Annotated in this window: 1 protein-coding gene; it reads right to left on the reverse strand. The window is 69.1% G+C overall.

All coding sequences use genetic code 11. The features are described from left to right. Nucleotides 1-20,155 (reverse strand): non-ribosomal peptide synthetase (locus NA10_RS33925; RefSeq protein ID WP_157556951.1); only part of this gene is annotated, 20,155 nt, incomplete at both ends.

The following is a 20,155-nucleotide window of genomic DNA, read 5'->3' on the forward strand; positions in this document are numbered from 1 at the left end:
GGTCGGCAGCAGCGGGGCGACCCGCTCGGCATCGGTGATCGGTTCCACCGCAACAGATTCCAGCTTCAGCTGATCCAGGCGCACCAGCGGTGCGGCCTCGGTGGTGAAGCGGGCCTCGGCATTGGTGAGCACGCAGACCGGCGCGGCCGTCTCCAGAATGTAATCGGTGCGCTCGGCGGGCTGATCCGGATCCACCGGCACGTACGCGCCACCGGCGACCGAAACCGCGTACATGGCCACCACCAGATCCACCGAACGCCGCAGCGCCAGCGCCACCCGGGACTCCGGACCCACACCCAGCGAGATCAGGTGCCGGGCCAGGCGATTCACCCGGGCGCCGAGTTCGGCGTAGGTGAGGACCGCACCGTCCGGGCCGATCAGCGCGACCGCGGTCGGAATGGCCGCCACGGTGGCGTCGAGCAGCGATACCAGGGTCGCGGCCCGATCGGTCTCGTGCGCGGTGGCATTGCGGTCCAGCACCAGCGCGGCGCGCTCGTCGGCGGCCAGCAGTTCGATATCGCCGACGGCGGTGCGCGGCGCGGCGGTGATCTCGCCGAGCAGTCGCACGAACCGGTCCACGAAGCCCTGCACCGTCGCGGCGTCGAAGAGATCGGTGGCGTAGGTGAACAGGCCGGTGATACCCACCGGCGCACCGGACTCGTCGTACCGATCGGTGGCGATGAGATGCAGGTCGAACTGCGAGATCTGGGTGTCGATATCCAGACCCGAGACGGTCAGACCGGGCAGTTCCAGGCTGGACTGGGCCAGGTTCTGGAAGGACAGGCCCACCTGGAACAGCGGATGCCGGGCGGTGGAGCGCACCGGGTTGAGCACCTCGACCAGGCGCTCGAACGGTACGTCCGCATTGGCGAAGGCCTGGATATCGGTCTCACGCTGGCGGGCCAGCAGTTCGGTGAAGGGCGCGTCGGCGTCGACCCGGGTGCGGAACACCAGGGTGTTGACGAACATGCCGATGAGGTCGTCCAGCGCGGCCTCACCGCGACCGGCCATCGGGGTGCCGATGGCGATGTCGTCGGTTCCGGAGAGGCGGGCCAGCAGCACCGCGAGCGCGGTGTGCACGACCATGAACAGCGTGGCGCCCTCGGCGCGCGCCAATCGCACCAGCGCACCGTGCGTTTCGGCGTCGATGCGCACCTCGACCCGGTCACCGGCGAAGGTCTGCACCGCCGGGCGCGGACGATCGGACGGCAGATCCAGCTGGTCCGGGAGCTCGGCCAGGGCCTGCTTCCAGTAGGCGACCTGTTTGGCCGAGAGCGACTCCGGGTCGTCCTCGCTACCGAGCAGATCGCGCTGCCAGATGGAGTAGTCGGCGTACTGCACCGCGAGCTTGGACCAGCCCGGCGCCTCACCCATGGAGCGGGCGGCGTAGGCCATCATCAGATCGCGGGTCAGCGGTGCGACCGAGGAACCGTCACCGGAGATGTGGTGAATCGCCAGGGCCAGCACGTATTCCGTGGAGTCCTGCGCGCCGATGCGGAACAGCGCCACCTTCAGCGGCACCTCGGTGGTGACGTCGAAGACGGTGGAGGTGAGCGCCACCACCGCGCCGGTGACCTCGTCGGCGCCGACCGTGCGCACCTCGAGCTCCGGAACCGCCTGGGCGGCGGGCAGGATGACCTGAACCGGACCCTGGTCGGTCTGCGGGTAGATGGTGCGCAGAATCTCGTGGCGGGCAACGACATCGGCGATGGCGGCGCGCATGGCCTCGATATCCAGCGCGCCCGAAAGGCGCACCGCGACCGGCACGTTGTAGGCCGCGGACTGGTTGTCGAAGCGGTTGAGGAACCACATGCGCTGCTGGGCGAGCGAAAGCGGAATGTGGTCCGGTCGCGGGCCGGCGGTGAGCGCCTTGCGGCCCGCACCGGCATCGTGTTCCACGCGCGCGGCCAGGGCGGCCACCGTGGACGCCTCGAACATCAGGCGCACCGGCACCCGGGTGTTCAGGGCCTCGCCGAGACGCGCCGCGACCTGGGTCGCGAGCAATGAGTTACCACCCCAGGCGAAGAAGTCGTCATCGAGGCCGATGCGACCGCCCTCGATACGCAGCACGTCCGCGAAGACACCCGCCACGATCTGTTCGATCGGGGTGACCGGTGCGCGGAAGACCGCCTTCTCGAAGGTGGGCTCCGGCAACGCCTTTCGATCGAGCTTGCCATTGGCGTTCAGCGGCAGGGCGTCCAGCGGCATGAAGACCGACGGCACCATGTAGGACGGCAGCTCCGCGGCGAGCGCGGATTGCAGGGCCTGCTTGTCGACCTCGCCGCCGGCGCCGACGACATAGGCGACCAGGCGATCACCGAGCGCCGAATCCTGGTGTGCGACAACGGCGGCCGAGGCCACCGACGGCTGGCGCAGCAGGGCGGATTCGATATCGCCGAGCTCGATGCGGAAGCCGCGGATCTTCACCTGGAAGTCGGTGCGGCCCCGGTAGTCCAGCTCGCCGTCGGCATTCCAGGCCACCAGGTCACCGGTGCGGTACATGCGGGTGCCGATACCGAACGGGTTGGCCACGAAGCGATCCGCGGTCAGGTCGGCGCGGCCGAAGTAGCCGCGCGCCAATTGCGCACCGGCCAGGTACAGCTCACCGGAGACGCCGACCGGCACCGGGCGCAGGTGCGCGTCCAGTACGTAGACCTGGCTGTTCCATTCGGGCGAGCCGATGGAGACCGACACCTCGTCGCGCGCGGTGACGCGATGATTGGTGATGGAGACCGCGGCCTCGGTCGGGCCGTACAGGTTGAACAGCTCGGTGCGCGGACGCTCGGCCAGCACCCGCTGGGCCAGCGGTCCGGGCAGCGCCTCACCGATCGCCAGGATGCGCCACAGCGAATCCGGCAGACCATCGGCCAGCAGCGCGTCCAACATGGACGGCACCACGTGCAGGGTGGTCACCCATTCGCGAGCCATCAGCTCGTTCAGGTACGCCGGATCCTTGTGCCCACCGGGCTGTGCGATGACCAGGCGACCACCGCACGCGACGGCCGACCAGAATTCCCACACCGAGAGGTCGAAGGTCGCCGCGGTCTTGAGCAGCACCGCATCGGCCGGATCGAGACCGAATTCGGTGACCTTCCACAGCAACTGGTTCACCACCGCCGAATGCGGCAGCGCCACACCCTTCGGGCGACCGGTCGAACCGGAGGTGAAGATGATGTACGCGGTATTCGCGGCCGTCAGCTCGCGCACCCGCTCCTCGACGGTGATCGGCTCGGCCGAGTGGCCGGACAGATCCAGCTCGTCGATGCGCAGCACCTCGACACCGTCGTACTCGAAGGCATCCGCACCGGTGCTCAGAACCACTGCCGGAGCGGCGGTTTCGAGGATGTGGCCGGTGCGGTCGGCGGGCTGGTCGGGGTCGATGGGCACGTACGCCGCGCCGGTCTTGGCCACCGCGTACATGGCCACCACCAGGTCGGTGGAGCGACGGATGGCCAGGGCCACCCGGTCTTCGGTGCCGATACCCCGGCCGATGAGCTCGCGGGCCAGGCGGTTCACCCGGGCATCGAGTTCCGCGTAGCTCAGGTTCTCCACACCGTCCGCGGTGTCGGCCACAATGGCGACGGCCTTGGGGTCCGAAGTCACGGCCGCGTCCAGCAGCGAGACCAGGGTGGCCTCCGCGCCGCCCGGGAACAACTGCTCGACATCCTGCGCGGTGTCGTTCCAGCGCTTCAGGATTCGATCGTTCTCCGCGGCGTCGAGCAAATCGATATCGCCCACGGTGATACCGGAGTCGGCGAGCACCGCGTCGAGTACGCGCAGGAACCGGTCGGCGAAGGCACGCACGGTGGATTCGTCGAACAGGTCGGTGGCATAACCGAATTCGGTGAGGATCTCGGCGGGCGCACCGTCATCGGTGTACCGGTCGTAGAGCGTCACGTGCAGATCGGTCTTGGCCAGCTGCGATTCGAACTGGACCGCGCTCACGTGCAGGCCGGGCAGCTCGAACGCGGTCTCGGCCAGGTTCTGGAACGAAAGACCCACCTGGAACAGCGGATTGCGGGCATTGGACCGGACCGGGTTGAGCACCTCGACCAGGCGCTCGAACGGCACCTCGGCATTGGCGAAGGCTTCCAGATCGCGTTCGCGGACCTCGGCAAGCACATCGGCGAAGGGCACCGCCGGATCGATCTTGGTGCGGAACACCAGGGTGTTCACGAACATGCCGATGAGGTCGTCGAGCTCACGCTCACCGCGACCGGCGATCGGGGTGCCGACCGCGATGTCGTCGGTGCCGGACAGGCGCGCCAGCAGAATGGCCAGTGCGGCGTGCACGACCATGAACAGCGAGGCGTTATTGGCCCGGGCCAGCTCGTGCAGCTTGGCGTGGCGTTCGGCGTCGATATCGAAGCGCAGCGCCTTGCCGTGGAAGGACTGCGCGGGCGGGCGCGGACGATCGGTGGGCAGTTCCAGCTGATCGGGCAGATCGGCCAGGGCCCGGGTCCAGTAGGCGACCTGCTGTGCGGCAAGCGATTCCGCATCATCCTCGGAGCCCAGTACCGCGCGCTGCCAGAGCGCGTAGTCGGCGTACTGCACCGGCAGCGAAGCCCATTGCGGCGCTTCACCATTGGCGCGGGCCACATAGGCGGCCATCACATCGCGCGCCATCGGGCCCATGGAGGAGCCGTCGGCGGAGACGTGGTGGATGGTGAAGGCGAGCACATGCTCTTCGGTCGCGCTGTCGGAGATGCGGAACAGCTTGACCGCGAGGGGCACCTCGATGGTGACGTCGAAGGTGGTCATGGCGAATTCGATGACCTTGCCGAGCAATTCGCCCTCGGTGACCGGCTCGGGCACCAGACCCAGATCGGTCTGGGTGGCGGGCAGGATCACCTGGTGCGGGCCGTCCACGCTGCGCGGGTACACGGTGCGCAGCACTTCGTGGCGGCTGATCACATCGCCGATCGCCAGACCCATGGCGTTCAGGTCGAGCGCACCGGTGAGGCGTACCGCGAGCGGAATATTGTCCACCGCCGAGGTGCTGGTGTCGAACTGGTTCAGGAACCAGTAGCGTGCCTGCGCCGGGGACAGCGGCAGATTCTCCGGGCGCTCCCCCGCGATCAAGCGCGGGCGGGTGCGGCCGGAACCGGCGCGCCGCTCCACGCGGGCGGCGAGCGCCGAGACGGTGGACGCCTCGAACAGATCGCGCACCGCCAGTTGAATATCCAGTGCCGCGCCGAGTCGCGCGGTGACCTGGGTGGCGATGAGCGAGTTGCCGCCGAGTTCGAAGAAGTCGTCGTCGACGCCCACGCGCCCGACCCCGAGCACATCGGAGAAGGTGCCCGCCACGATCTCCTCGATCGGGGTGGAGGGTGCGCGGAACACCTTGGCCTCGAACACCGGTGCGGGCAGCTGCTTGCGATCGAGCTTGCCCGAGGCATTGAGCGGGAACGCCTCCATGATCACGAACGCGGCCGGGACCATATAGCCCGGCAGCGCATCATGCAGTTCGGCGCGCACGCCCTCGACATCGACGGTGCGGCCGGTCGCGGGGATGACATAACCGACCAGCTGATCGCCGAGGCGATCATCGCCGCGCACCACGACCACCGACTGGGCGATGGAATCGATTGCCGTCAGCGCGGATTCGATCTCACCGAGTTCGATGCGCAGACCGCGCAGCTTGACCTGGAAGTCGGTGCGGCCCAGGTACTCCAGCTCACCCGCGCCGGTCCACTTCACCAGGTCACCGGTGCGGTACATGCGCTGACCGGCGTGGAACGGGTCCGCGACGAAGCGGTCCGAGGTCAGCTCCGGCCGCGCGACATAGCCGCGCGCGAGTTGTGCGCCCGCGAGGTAGAGCTCACCCGCGATACCCGGGGCGACCGGGTGCAGACGCGAATCCAGCACGTACACGCGGGTATTGAAGACCGGGCGGCCGATCGGCACGGACAGCGTATCCGCGGCGGTCACCTCGTGATAGGTGACATCGACCGCGGCCTCGGTGGGTCCGTACAGGTTGTGCAGCTGCGCACCGGTCAGTTCCAGGAGCTTGTGCGCGGTCGGTGCGGGCAGGGCCTCACCGGAGGCGAAAACCTGTCGCAGCGATACACATTCGGCGGCCTTGGACTCGGCCACGAACACCGACATCATCGACGGCACGAAATGCGCCGTGGTGACCTGGTATTCGGTGATCAGATCGGCCAGGTAGGCCGGATCGCGGTGGCCGTCCGGCTTGGCGACGACCAGCTGCGCGCCGACCTGCAAGGGCCAGAAGAACTCCCACACCGACACGTCGAAGGTGGCCGGGGTCTTCTGCAACACCACATCATCGTCGAACAGACCGTATTCGGTCTGCATCCACACCAGGCGATTCACGATCGCGGCGTGGCTGACCGCCACACCCTTCGGGCGACCGGTGGAACCGGAGGTGAAGATGACGTACGCGGTATTCGATTCCCGCAGCGGCGCAAGACGATCCGCGTCGGTGACCGGGGCATCCGAGTAGACCGACAGGTCGGCCTCGTCGATGCGCAGGGTGCGCGCACCGGCATCGAAGCCGTCCCGGGCGGTGGTGAGCACCCGCACCGGCTGTGCGGTGTCCAGGACGTAGCCGTTGCGCTCGGCCGGATGATCCGGGTCCAGCGGCACGTACGCGCCACCGGCGGCGATGACCGCGTACATGCCGATCACGAGATCGAGTGAGCGGCGCATACCCAGCGCGACAAACGAATCCGGGCCGACGCCCTCGGCGATGAGGTGACGGGCCAGCTGATTCACCCGCGCGGCGAACTCGCCGTAGGACAGAGCTGTCCCCTCGAACGCCACGGCCGGGGCCTTGGGCGTCTGTGCGGCCTGCACGGCGAACATCGACGCCAGCGTCACATCCGCATCGGGCCTGCGGCCCGCCAGCGCGACCCGGGTGACGTCGTACTCGGTGGCGTTCCACGAGCGCAGCACGCGGCGGCGCTCGAGATCGTCCAGGAGTTCGATATCGCCGACCAGGATGGTGGGCTCGAGCACGATGCCGGTCAGAGTGCGCACCAGGCGATCGGCGAAGGTCGAGACCGTGGCGGGGTCGAAAATATCGGTGGCGTAGGCGAATTCGGCGGTCATCCCGTCAATCGCGCCGTCTGCGCCCAGGTGCTCGGTCAGGTTCAGGTGCAGATCGAACTTGGCCGTGACCACATCCAGGGGCACGCCCGCCACTTCCAGACCGGGCAGGGTGAAGGTGGCCGCACCGGTGTTCTGGAACGAGAGCATGACCTGGAATAGCGGATGCCGGGCCTGCGAGCGGGCCGGGTTCAGGATCTCCACCAGCCGCTCGAACGGCAGGTCCGCGTGGCCGAAGGCGGCCAGGTCGGTGTCCTTGGTCCGGGCCAGCAGTTCGGTGAACTTCTCCCCCGAGTCGACCGCGGTGCGCAGCACCAGGGTGTTGACGAACATGCCGATGGCATCGTCCACCGCGGCCTCACCGCGACCCGCGACCGCGGTGCCGATGGCGATGTCCTCGGCATTGGACAGGCGCGCCAGCAGCGCCGCGAAGGCGGCGTGCACCACCATGAACAGCGATGCCCCGTGTTCACGGGCCAGGGTGTTCAGACCGTTCCACAGCGCGGCGTCGATCGAGAACTCGTGTACGCCACCGCGGTTCGAGGCCACGGCCGGGCGCGGGCGATCCGAGGGCAGATCGATCTGATCCGGCAGGCCCGCCAGGGCGGCGGACCAGTACCCGACCTGCTGGGAGATCAGCGAATCGGCATCCTCTTCCGAGCCGAGGGTCTCGCGCTGCCAGAGCGCGAAGTCGGCGTACTGCACCGGCAGCGGTTCCCACTGCGGCGCGCCGCCATTGGCCCGCGCCGCGTACGCGACCATGACATCGCGCGCCAGCGGACGCACCGACCAGCCGTCGCCGGAGATGTGGTGCACCACGAAAACCAGTACGTGCGTGAGTGTTTCGGCATCGGTGACCCGGAACAGTCCGGCCCGCACCGGCGGCGCGACGGTCACGTCGAAGCCGGTGAGCACCAGCTCGGCCACGCGCTCACGCAGTTCGGACTCCGATACGTCCACCGCGTCGGCGTCCAGGCTGAACTGATCGGCGGGCAGGATGACCTGCACGCCACGGCCTTCGGCGTTCTCGGGGTAGACCGTGCGCAGCACCTCGTGCCGCTCCAGCACATCGCCGACGGCCAGGCGCAGGGCCGCCACATCGAGTTCGCCGGTGAGTCGCACCGCGAGCGGGATGTTGTTGACCGCCGAGGCGGTGTCGAAGCGGTTCAGGAACCACATGCGCTGCTGCGCGAGGGAGAGCGGAATCTCGTCCGGACGCTCCCGCGCCACCAGTTCGGCGCGGCGACCGGTACCGGACTGCGCCTCGACGCGGGCCGCCAGGCCGGCGACCGTCGGGGCGTCGAACAGCGTGCGCACGGGCACGCGGGTGTCCAGGGCCGCGCCCAGTCGCGCGACCACCTGTGTGGCGATGAGCGAGTTGCCGCCCAGTTCGAAGAAGTCGTCCTCGGCGCCGACGGGCTGTTCCAGCCCGAGCACCTCGGCGAAGACCTCGGCGACGATCTCCTCCGCACGCGTTGCGGGCGCGCGGAATTCGCGGGCGGCGAACTCCGGCTCGGGCAGCGCGCGACGGTCGAGCTTGCCGTTGGCATTGAGCGGGAAGGCGGCCACGGCCACGAAGGCGGCCGGAACCATGTACGACGGCAGCTGTGCGGACAGGTGCGCGCGCAGCGCCTCCACATCCAGCGCATCCGTCGGCAGCGCGACGGTGCCCGCGTCCGCCGACGGCGCGATCACGTCGCCGCCGGAAGCGCTCGGCTCACCGGCGGTGCCGGACGTGCCGGCCGCACCCGATGCGGCCGAACCGCTCGGCACGACGTAGCCGACGAGCTGGTCACCCGTGCGGGCATCCGAGCGCAGCACCACAACGGCCTGGGACACCGAGGCGTGCGCGGTGAGGGCGGTCTCGATCTCACCGAGCTCGATGCGCAGACCGCGCAGCTTGACCTGGAAGTCGGTGCGGCCCAGGTATTCCAACTCACCATCGGCGGTCCAGGTGACCAGGTCGCCGGTGCGGTACATGCGCTTGGACGCCCCGAAGGCCGCGAACGGATTGGCGACGAAACGGTCGGCGGTCAGATCGGGCCGCGCCACATAGCCGCGGGCAAGCTGATCACCGGCCAGGTAGAGCTCACCGGCCATACCGGGCGCGACCGGGTTCAGGCGCGCGTCGAGCACATAGACCTGGGTGTTGAAGACCGGACGGCCGATCGGCACCGTCTCGGTGTCGGCATCGACGACCCGGTGATAGGTGACATCGACGGCGGCTTCGGTCGGGCCGTACAGGTTGTGCAGCTCCGCACCGGTCAGCGCGCGCAGCTGCTGAGCGGTGCTGGCGGGCAGGGCTTCACCGGAGGCGAAGACCAAGCGCAGACCCACCGCCTCGGCATCCCCGCCGGAGTGGGCTCCCTCGTCATCCCGGCGTGCTTGTGGCCGGGATCCTCCGCGGGCTTCGAGCTCGGCGGTGAACACCGCGAGCATCGAAGGTACGAAGTGCGCGGTGGTAACACCCTCGGCGGCAATGACTTCCGCCAGGTAGGCCGGATCGCGGTGCCCGTCGGGCCGGGCCACGACCAGGCGCGCGCCGATCTGCAAGGGCCAGAAGAACTCCCACACCGACACATCGAAGGTGGCCGGGGTCTTCTGCAGCACCACGTCCTCGGCGGTCAGCGCGTATTCGGCCTGCATCCACACCAGGCGGTTCACGATCGCCGCGTGGCTGACCGCGACGCCCTTGGGGCGGCCGGTCGAACCCGAGGTGAAGATGACGTACGCGGTATTCGAAGGACGCAGCGGCGCAACACGATCCGCGTCGCCCAGCGGCGCGGCCGAGTAGCCCGACAGATCCACTGCGTCGACCGCGAGCACCGCGGCGCTCGCATGGGCGAAGCCGTCGCGTTCGGTGGTCAGCACGCAGACCGGTCGCGCCGTCTCGAGCACGTAGTCGATGCGGTCGGCGGGCTGATCCGGATCCAGCGGCACGTACGCGCCACCGGCCTCCAGTACCGCGTACATGGCCACGACCAGATCGAGCGAGCGTCGAATACCCAGCGCCACCAGGCTGTCCGGGCCGACTCCGGCCTCGATCAGCTTGCGTGCCAGGCGATGGACGCGTCCGGCGAAGTCGCCATAGGACAATTCCGCACGGGCCTCGCCGCGCTCGGGCGTCCCCTCGAAGCTGAGGGCGATCGCGTCCGGTGTCCGCGCGGCCTGCGCCTCGAACAGCGCCACCAGCGTATTCGCGGCATCACCGGTCTCCGGGAGCTGCCACAGATCGTTCCGGGACGCACCCGGGGTTTCCAGTGCGCCCCAGTCGATATCGTCCCGCTCGACGGCATCGGTCTGCTCGGCGACGACCTCGTCGACGGAGTAGTAGGTGCGGTTCCAATCCAGCAGCACCCGCGAGCGCTCACCGCCGTCGAGCAGATCGATGGCGCCGACTGGGGTTTCCGGCTGCGCCGCAATAGCTTCCAGCAGCCGGCTGAAGCGCTTGGCGAAGCGTTGCACGGTGGCCGCGTCGAAAAGGTCCGTGGCGTAGATGAGTTCGGCGGTGATACCGGACGGGGTGGCGCCGAAGCCGTTGCCGGACACATTGTGCGCGGCGGTGGCCTCGGTGAGCACCAGCTGCAGATCGAACTTGGCGGTGTCCAGCGGCAGATCCACACCGCTGACGGTCAGACCGGGCAGCTCCAGCTCGGCCGGTCCCATGTTCTGGAACGACAGCATGACCTGGAACAGCGGATGCCGGGCCTGCGAGCGGGCCGGATTGAGGATCTCCACCAGCCGCTCGAACGGCAGATCGGCGTGGCCGAAGGCCTGGATATCGGTGGCGCGCACCGATTCCAGCAGTTCGGTGAAGCCCGCGCCGGCGTCGATCGGCGTCCGCAGCACCAGGGTGTTGACGAACATGCCGATCAGATCGTCCAGGGCGCGCTCACCGCGGCCCGCGACGGGCGTACCGATGGCGATGTCCTCTTCCCCGGAGAGCCGGGACAGCAGTACCGCCAGGGCGGTGTGCGCCACCATGAACAGCGTGGCGCCGCGCCGACGCGCCAATTCGACCAGCTTGGCGTGGGTTTCGCCGTCGATGGTGAAGGTGTGCGTGGCGCCCCGGCCCGAGGCCACGGCCGGACGCGGCCGGTCGGCGGGCAGATCCAGCTGATCCGGGAGTCCGCGCAGCGCCCGGCTCCAGTACGAGATCTGCTGTGCGATCACCGATTCCGCGTCGGACTCGTCGCCGAGCACCGCGCGCTGCCACAGCGCGTAGTCCGCGTACTGGACTTCCAGTGGCTGCCAGGCGGGTTCGCCGCCCTCGACGCGAGCGCCGTAGGCGGTCATGACATCCCGGGTGAGCGGGCCCATGGAGAACCCGTCGGCGGAGATGTGGTGCACCACCAGTGCCAGCACATGCTCGGTCGGGCTGACCTCGAACAGGCGCGCGCGGAACGGCACATCGACGGTGACGTCGAATCCGGTCCGCATGAACTCCGAAAGCGCCTGCGGCAGTGCGGTTTCGGCGACCTCGATGGGGGTCAGATCCGGAATGACCTGACCGGTGGGGACGATCTCCTGGTACGCGGCGCCGTCGAGTTCGGGGTACCGGGTGCGCAGCGATTCGTGCCGTGCCAGCACATCGGCGACCGCGATCTGCAGGGCCTGGCGGTCGACCAGACCCGACAGGCGCACGGCGGCGGGGATATTGTCCACGGCCGATTCGGGGTTGAACCGGTTCAGGAACCACATGCGCTGCTGGGCGAGCGAGAGCGGCAGCCGCTCCGGTCGCTCCTGTGCGGTGAGCGCCAGGCGCGCACCCGCACCGGAATGCGATTCCGCGCGCGAGGCGAGCGCCGCCACGGTGGCCGCCTCGAAGATCTCGCGCACACCCAGCTGGGTGTCCAGCGCGGCCGACAACCGCGCCGCCACCTGGGTGGCGATCAGCGAATTGCCGCCGAGGGCGAAGAAGTCGTCGTCCAGGCCGACCCGCTCCAGCCCGAGCACCTCGGCGAAGACGCCCGCCACGATCTGTTCGATCGGGGTGGTCGGGGCGCGGAAGACCGCGGCCTCGAAGACGGGTGCGGGCAGGGCGCGGCGGTCCAGCTTGCCGGAGGCATTGAGCGGGAACTCGTCCAGGACCATGAGCACCGACGGCACCATGTACGCGGGCAGGCGATCGGAGAGTTCGGCGCGCGCGCCGTCGATATCCACCGTGCGGCCCGGAACCGCGGTCACGTAGCCGACCAGCTGATCGCCGGTGTGCTGATCCCCGCGCACCACGACGACCGACTGCGCGACCGAACCCAGTGCGGTGAGCGCGGATTCGATCTCACCGAGTTCGATGCGCAGACCGCGCAGCTTCACCTGGAAGTCGGTGCGGCCGAGGTATTCGATCTCACCGTCGGCATTCCAGACCACCAGGTCGCCGGTGCGGTACATGCGCTCGGAGGAGCCGAACGGGTTGGCCACGAAGCGATCCGAGGTCAGATCGGGGCGTGCCACATACGCGGTGGCGAGCTGATCGCCCGCCAGGTAGAGCTCACCCGCGACACCGACCGGCACCGGCCGAAGGCGCGAATCCAGTACGTAGACCTGGGTGTTGAAGACCGGGCGGCCGATCGGCACCGAGTCCACGTCGACCGCGGTCACCTGGTGATAGGTGACGTCGACCGCGGCTTCGGTCGGGCCGTACAGGTTGTGCAGCTCCGCACCGGTGATCTCGCGCAGCTTGTGGGCGGGCTTGGGCGAGAGCGCTTCACCGGAGGCGAAGACCATGCGCAGGCTGGTGCACCGCACCGCCGCCGCCTCGGCCACGAAGACCGCCAGCATGGAGGGGACGAAGTGGGTGACCGTCACGCCTTCGCGGGCGATGAGTTCGGCGAGGTAGGCCGGATCGCGATGCCCGTCGGGCTTGGCGACGACCAGCTTCGCACCGATCTGCAAGGGCCAGAAGAACTCCCACACCGACACATCGAAGGTGGCCGGGGTCTTCTGCAGCACCACGTCCTCGGCGAGGAGCCCGTACTCGGACTGCATCCACACCAGGCGGTTCACGATCGCCGCGTGCGGCACCGCCACACCCTTCGGGCGACCGGTGGAACCGGAGGTGAAGATGACATACGCGGTATTCGATTCCCGCAGCGGCACGGTGCGATCCGCGTCGGTCAGCGGGGCGGCCGAGTAGCTGGAGAGCTCGAGCAGGTCGATGCGCACCTGCGCGGTCTCGACGTCCAGATCCTCACCCGAGGTCAGCACGGTCACCGGATCGGCGGTGGACAGAATGTACTCGGTGCGCTCGGCCGGATGATCGGGATCCAGCGGCACGTACGCGCCACCGGCCACGGTCACCGCGTACATACCGACGACGAGATCGATGGAGCGCCGCATACCCAGTGCCACAAACGATTCCGCGCCGACACCGCGTTCGACGAGCCAGCGGGCCAAACGATGCACCCGTTCGGCGAACTCACCGTAGGACAGAGCTGTGCCCTCGAAGCTGAGGGCGGTCGCGTCCGGCGTCCGCTCGGCCTGCGCCTCGAACAGCGCGACCAGCGTGGCGGCGGCATCGTCCGAGGGCTTGCCCTCGGTCATGACGGCCAGCACGGTGTCGACGTCGTAGGCGGTGTCGTTCCACTCGGTGACCACGAGATCGTGCTCGTCGGCATCGAGGAGTTCGATATCGCCCACCGCCGCGGCGGGTTCGGTGGTGATCGCCGTCAGCACCCGGATCAGGCGATCGGCGATCCGGCGGACGGTGTCCTGGTCGAACAGATCGCGCAGATACCCGGCGCGAATACGCAGGCGGGTGTCGAGCTGGGCGATCAGCGTCAGCGGGTAGTGGGTGGCATCGGCGGCGTCCAGACCGGTGACGGCCATCCCGTCGATATCGGCGGCCTGGGCCCGAATGCCCTCGGCGTCAACGGGATAGGACTCGAACACCACCAGGGTGTCGAAGAGTCCGCCGATCCGCGCGGCCGACTGGATATCGGCCAGACCGATGTAGTGGTGATCGAGCAGATCGGCCTGCTCGCCCTGGGTGCGGTTCAGCAGCGCCCGCGCCGATTCGGCCGGATCGAACGCGACCCGCACCGGCACGGTGTTGATGAACAGACCCACCATGGATTCCACGCCCGACAGCTGCGCGGGACGGCCCGAGACCGTGGTGCCGAACAGCACGTCCTCGCGTCCGGTGAGGCGGCCGAGCAGGATGCCCCAGGCGACCTGGAGCACGGTGTTCGGCGTGACGCCGATCTCGGCGGCCAGACCGGTCAGGCGCGCGGTCGCGGCCTCGTCCAGTTCGAAGAAGTACTCGCCCGACAGCGCGGTGATCTCCCGGCCGGCGTCGGGACGGGTGAGCAGGGTCGGCTCGGAGACCCCGCGCAGCGCCCGCTTCCAGGCGTCGAGGGAGGCCGAACGATCCTGCTGGGCAACCCATTCCAGGAAGTACCGGTACGACCGCACGGGCGGCAGCACGCTGGTGTCCGAATGCGTGGCGTACAGCACCAGCAGGTCCTGCATGAGCAACGGCATGGACCAGCCATCGAGCAGGATGTGGTGATTGGCCACGGCCAACTGCCAGTGATCGGCGGCCGTGCGCACCAGCGTGTAGCGGATCAACGGCGGTGCGGTGAGGTCGAACCGGGTCATCCGGTCCGCGGCGATGATCTGCTCCGCCGCGGCCTGCCGGGCGTCGGTGTCCGCGATATCGGTGAGGTCGTGGGCGGCCCAGGCCACGCGCACGCCGTCCAGCACCACCTGTACCGGCACCCCATTGGCATCGGAAACGTATGCGGTGCGCAGGATTTCGTGACGATCGAGCAGGGCCTGCGCGGCCGCGCGCAGGCGGTCGCCGTCCACGCGACCGGTCAGGGTGAGCACGGCCTGCGCGGTGTACACATCCACCGAGGTGGCGGCGAGCTGGGCGTGGAAGAGCAGACCGGATTGCAGTGCCGAGAGCGGCCACACCTGGTCGATGACGCCGAAACGCTGTTCCCAGCCGTCGATATCGCGCTGGGCGACCTTGACCAGACCGAAGTCGGACGGGGTGTGCCCACCGGCCTGCGCCGATTCCGCGTGGTGCGCGACGGCTTCCAGCGCGGCGACCCACACCCCGGCGAATTCGGCGACCGCCGCGGCGTCGAGCAGGGTGCTCGGGTAGCCGATATTGGCGGTCAGCCTGTCCCCGACCACGATCGCGTTGATATCGATCGGGGCCATGGCGGGCATATCGGCGTCGTACGCGCCGCCGAGGTTGCCGAGCTCGGGAGCCGGAATCCAGCCGAAGCCGCGCAGCGCCTCGGGCACATCGCCCTCGCTGACGCGGCCCAAATAGTTGAAGCTGACCTGACCGGGCAGCTGTTTGGGCAGCTGATCGGCGGTGGCCTGGTTCAGGTAGCGCAGCAGGCCGTAGCCGATGCCCTTGTCCGGCACCGCGAGCAGTTGCTCCTTGACGGCCTTGATGGCGCGGCCCATGGCGGGACCACCGGCCAGCGCGGCGTCCACATCGATCTCGGAGAGGTCGAAGCGAACCGGGAAGATGGCGGTGAACCAGCCAACCGTGCGGGACAGATCCGCGCCGGGCACGACCTCTTCCTCGCGACCGTGGCCCTCCAGGCGCACGAGGGCGGACTTGTCCCCCGCCGCGATTCCCTTGTCCGAGCGCCACTTCGCCACCGCGAGCGCCAGCGCGGTCAGCAGACCGTCATTGACGCCGCCGTGGAAGAGCGCGGGCACGGTGGTGAGCAACGACCTGGTGGTCTCGGCCGAGATCTCGACCTTGTGCTTGTCGACCACGGCGGTGATGTCCACGGCCGGATCCATGGCGCGCTCGGTGAACAGCGGATCCGGACCGTCGACGACGCCGCGCCAGAAGTCGAGTTCGGCCAAGCGCGCCTCGGTGGCGGCTTCGCGCTCGAGGGCGTGCGCCCAGGTGCGCATGCTGGTCGCGGGGGCGACCAGTTCGGGGGTCTGCCCGGCGGAGATCTGGCCCCACGCGGTGACGAAGTCCGGCACCAGGATGCGCCAGGTGACACCGTCCACCACCAGGTGATGGGCGGCGACGATCAGGCGTCCGGCACGGGAGGCGTCACTCGGTGCGAGCCAGGCGAACCGCACCACGATGCCCGCGGTCGGATCGAGCCGGTCGAGGGTGGCATCCAGCGCGGCGGCGGCGATGTCGAGGAGTTCGGCCTCGCCCGCACCGGCATCGAATTCGGTGCGGTCGATGAGCGCGTCCACATCGACGGTGCCCGCCGGGGCGGTCTCCACGATCCAGTCCGCGCCCGGCACCCGGCGCAGACGCGCCCGCAGCATGTCGTGCCGATCGATGACCGCGCCGACGGTGGCCGCGATACCCGCCCGGTCGATGCCGACCGGAAGCTCCAGGGCCATGGTCTGGTTGAAGCGCCCGAACTCACCGGGCCGCTCCACCATGAACCGCACCACCGGGGTCAGCGGCATGACGCCCACTCCCCCTCCGGGCAGTTCGGTCAGCTGCGGAGCCGAATCGCCTTGGCCGTCAGCCGATACCGTCGCGATGGCGGCCAGCCCGGAGACGGTGCGCTGTTCGAAGACATCGCGCGGACTGAAGATCACCCCGCGCGCCTTGGCACGCGACACCAGCTGAATCGAGACGATGGAATCGCCGCCGAGGGCGAAGAACGAATCGTCGATACCGACCCGCTCCAGGCCCAGCACCTCGGCGAAGACCTCGGAAATGGTGTGCTCGAGCGTATTACGCGCGGCGCGGAACACCACCTCGGTGGCGAACACCGGTTCGGGCAGGGCCTTGCGGTCCAGTTTGCCGACCGGGGTCAGCGGCACCCGATCGATGATCATGACCGAGGACGGCACCATATACGCCGGCAGCCGCTGCTCGACATGTGCGGTCACCGCCGCGATATCGACCGAATGTCCCGGTGCGGCAACCACATACGACACCAGCGAGACCGTGCCCGCGGCGTTCTTGTGGCCGATGGTGACCGCGAAGTCCACGCTCTCGTGCGAGGCCAGGGCGGCGTCGATCTCACCGAGTTCGATACGGAAGCCGCGCACCTTGACCTGGAAGTCCGAGCGCCCGACGTATTCGACCTCGCCGTTCGGGGTCCAGCGGACCACGTCACCGGTGCGGTACATGCGCTGACCCGCGACATACGGGTTGGCGACGAAACGGTCCGCGCTCAGGCCCGGACGCGCGTGATAGCCGCGTGCCAGCTGGATGCCCGAGATGTAGAGCTCACCCGCGACACCGACCGGCACCGGACGCAGCCGGTTGTCCAGGATCAGCGACTGCATACCGCGGGTCGGGCCGCCGATGGTGACCAGATCACCCGCGACCAGCGCCCCGCTGATATTGGTCATGATGGTGGTCTCGGTGGGGCCGTAACCATTGTGGAACGCGCGAATACCGCCGTCCGCCAACGGAACCGCCCACTTGGCGACCAGATCCGCCGGGACCGCCTCACCACCGGCGCAGAGCATGCGCAGCGAGTCCAGTCCGGCCGGATCGAAGGTGGCCAGCGCGGCCGGGGTGATGAAGGCGTGCGTGACGCCCTCGGAGCGGATCAGCTCGGAGAGCTCCTCACCGCCGTAGACGCCCGGCGGGACGACCACCAGCGTGCCGCCCGCGCCGATGGCGAGCAGGAACTCCAGGATGGAGGCGTCGAACGACGGCGAGGCGAAATGCAGTGCGCGCGAGAAAGAGTCGAGGCCGTAGCGCTCGACCTGCTCGGCACTGAAGTTGGCCAGACCGGCATGGGTGACCACGACGCCCTTGGGGACGCCGGTGGAGCCGGAGGTGTAGATGACGTACGCCGGATGCTCCGGGCGCAGCGGGCGCACCCGGTCGGCGTCGGCAATGGCGGTGGCGGAGAACGACTTCAGGTCCAGTTCGTCCAGGACCAGCCACTCCACCGACTCGGGGAGATCGGCGCGCACCGAGGCGACGGTCAGGCCGACCGGGGAGCCCGAATCGGTGACCATATGCGCGATGCGGTCGGCCGGGTAGTTCGGGTCCACCGGTACGAAGGCCGCGCCGGTCTTGGTGACCGCCCACTCGGCGAAGTACGAGTCGTCCGAGCGCGGCACGGCGATGGCGACCAGGTTCTCGGTGCCGATACCGCGCTCGATGAGCAAGCGCGCCAAGCGGTTCGAGCGCTCGTCGAGATCGGCGTAGGACAGACCTCGCCCCTGGAAGCGGACGGCGGTGGCCTGCGGATCACGGGCCACGGCCGCGGCCAGCAGCTCCGGCAGCGTGCGGCCCGCAATGGCCGGAGCGCCGAAGCGGGCGGTGAGATCGGTCCGTTCGGACCGGTCGAGGATATCGATGGCCCCGACGACGATCTCCGGATCGGCGGCGATGGCCTCGAGCACCCGCAGCCAGCGCCGCGCGAATCCGGCGGCGGTGGCCTCGTCGAATAGATCGGTGGCATAGGTCAGCGCCAGCGCCATACCCGAGTCTTGTTCGGACAGCGTGAATTGCAGATCGAAACGCGAGATGTTCTCGTCGAGATCCAGCGCCGCGACCGTCAGCCCCGGAAGCTCCAGGGTGGTGCGATCCAGGTTCTGGAAGGCCAGCATGACCTGGAACAGCGGGTTGCGGGCCTGCGACCGCTCCGGGGCGAGCAGCTCCACCAGGCGCTCGAACGGGACATCGGCATTGCCGAAGGCGTCCAGATCGGTGTGCCGGGCGCGATCGAGCAGATCCGAGAAGGATTCGGCCGGATCGATTCCGGTGCGCAGCACCAGAGTGTTGACGAACATGCCGACCAGATCGTCCAGCGCCGCCTCGCCACGACCTGCGACCGGGGTGCCGACGGCGATGTCATCGCCGCCCGACAGCCGGGCCAGCAGTACCGCGAGCGCGCTGTGCATCACCATGAACAGCGACGAACCACGCTTGCGCGCAACGTCTTCCAGCGCGCCGATGAGCTCGGAGGGCAGCGCGCGGGACAGCGTGGCGCCGCGATGCGAGGCCACGGCCGGGCGCGGGCGATCGGTCGGGAGCGCCAGCTCATCCGGCACACCGTCGAGCGTGCGCTGCCAGTAGCTCACCTGGCGGGCCATGAGCGAGGACGAATCCTCTTCCGACCCGAGCACTTCGCGCTGCCAGATGGCGAAGTCCGCGTACTGCACGGCCATCGGCGCCCAGCCCGGCACCGCGCCCTGGGTGCGCGCCGAGTAGGCCACCATGACATCGCGGGTCAGCGGCGCCATCGAGAAACCGTCACCCGCGATGTGATGCACCACGACCACGAGCACATGCTCGGCGGCGTCCTCGGCGCCGAGGCGGAACAACCGGGCGCGCAGCGGAACCTGTTCCGCCACATTGAATCCCAGCGTGGCGAAGGCCGTCACCGTGGCGGTGAGGTCACCCGGGGCGACCGTGACCGGGCGCAGATCGAGGGCGATCTGCTCGGCGGGCACGACCATCTGCATCGGCGTGCCGCCGTGCTCGGGGTAGCGGGTGCGCAGCGATTCGTGGCGGCGCACCACATCGGCGACCGCCAGTTCCAGTGCGGCGGTGTCGAGTTCACCGGTGAGGCGAATGGCCAGCGGCAGGTTGTAGGCCGCCGAGGAGGTGTCGTACTGGTTCAGGAACCACATGCGCTGCTGCGCGAAGGACAGCGGCACCAGCTCACCCGGGGTGCGCGGACGCGCCACCAGCTTGGCGCGGGACGCGCCGTCGGCATGCGATTCGATGCGCGCGGCGAGAGCCTCGACCGTACTGGCCTCGAACAGGGTCCGCACCGCGACCGTGGTGTCCAGGGCCGCGCCGATGCGCGAGACCACCCGGGTCGCGATGAGCGAATTACCGCCGAGATCGAAGAAGTCGTCGTCCAGGCCGACCCGGGGCAGGTCGAGAACTTCGGCGAAGACCGCGGCGACCGTCTCCTGGGTCGGGGTCTCCGACGCCCGGAAGGCCCTGGCCTGCACCGCCGGAGCGGGCAGGGCGCGGCGATCCAGCTTGCCGTTGACGGTCAGCGGAATCCGCTCCATGGCGACCATGGCGGCCGGAACCATATACGAGGTCAGGCGCTCGCCCGCACCGTCGCGGATCTCCAGCAGGCGGGCATCGGTGGCCTCGGTCCCGGACTCGGGAACCACGTAGGCGACGATGCGCTGATCGCCCGGG

This window comes from Nocardia acidivorans NBRC 108247 (assembly GCF_001625085.1).
Taxonomy (GTDB): domain Bacteria; phylum Actinomycetota; class Actinomycetes; order Mycobacteriales; family Mycobacteriaceae; genus Nocardia; species Nocardia acidivorans.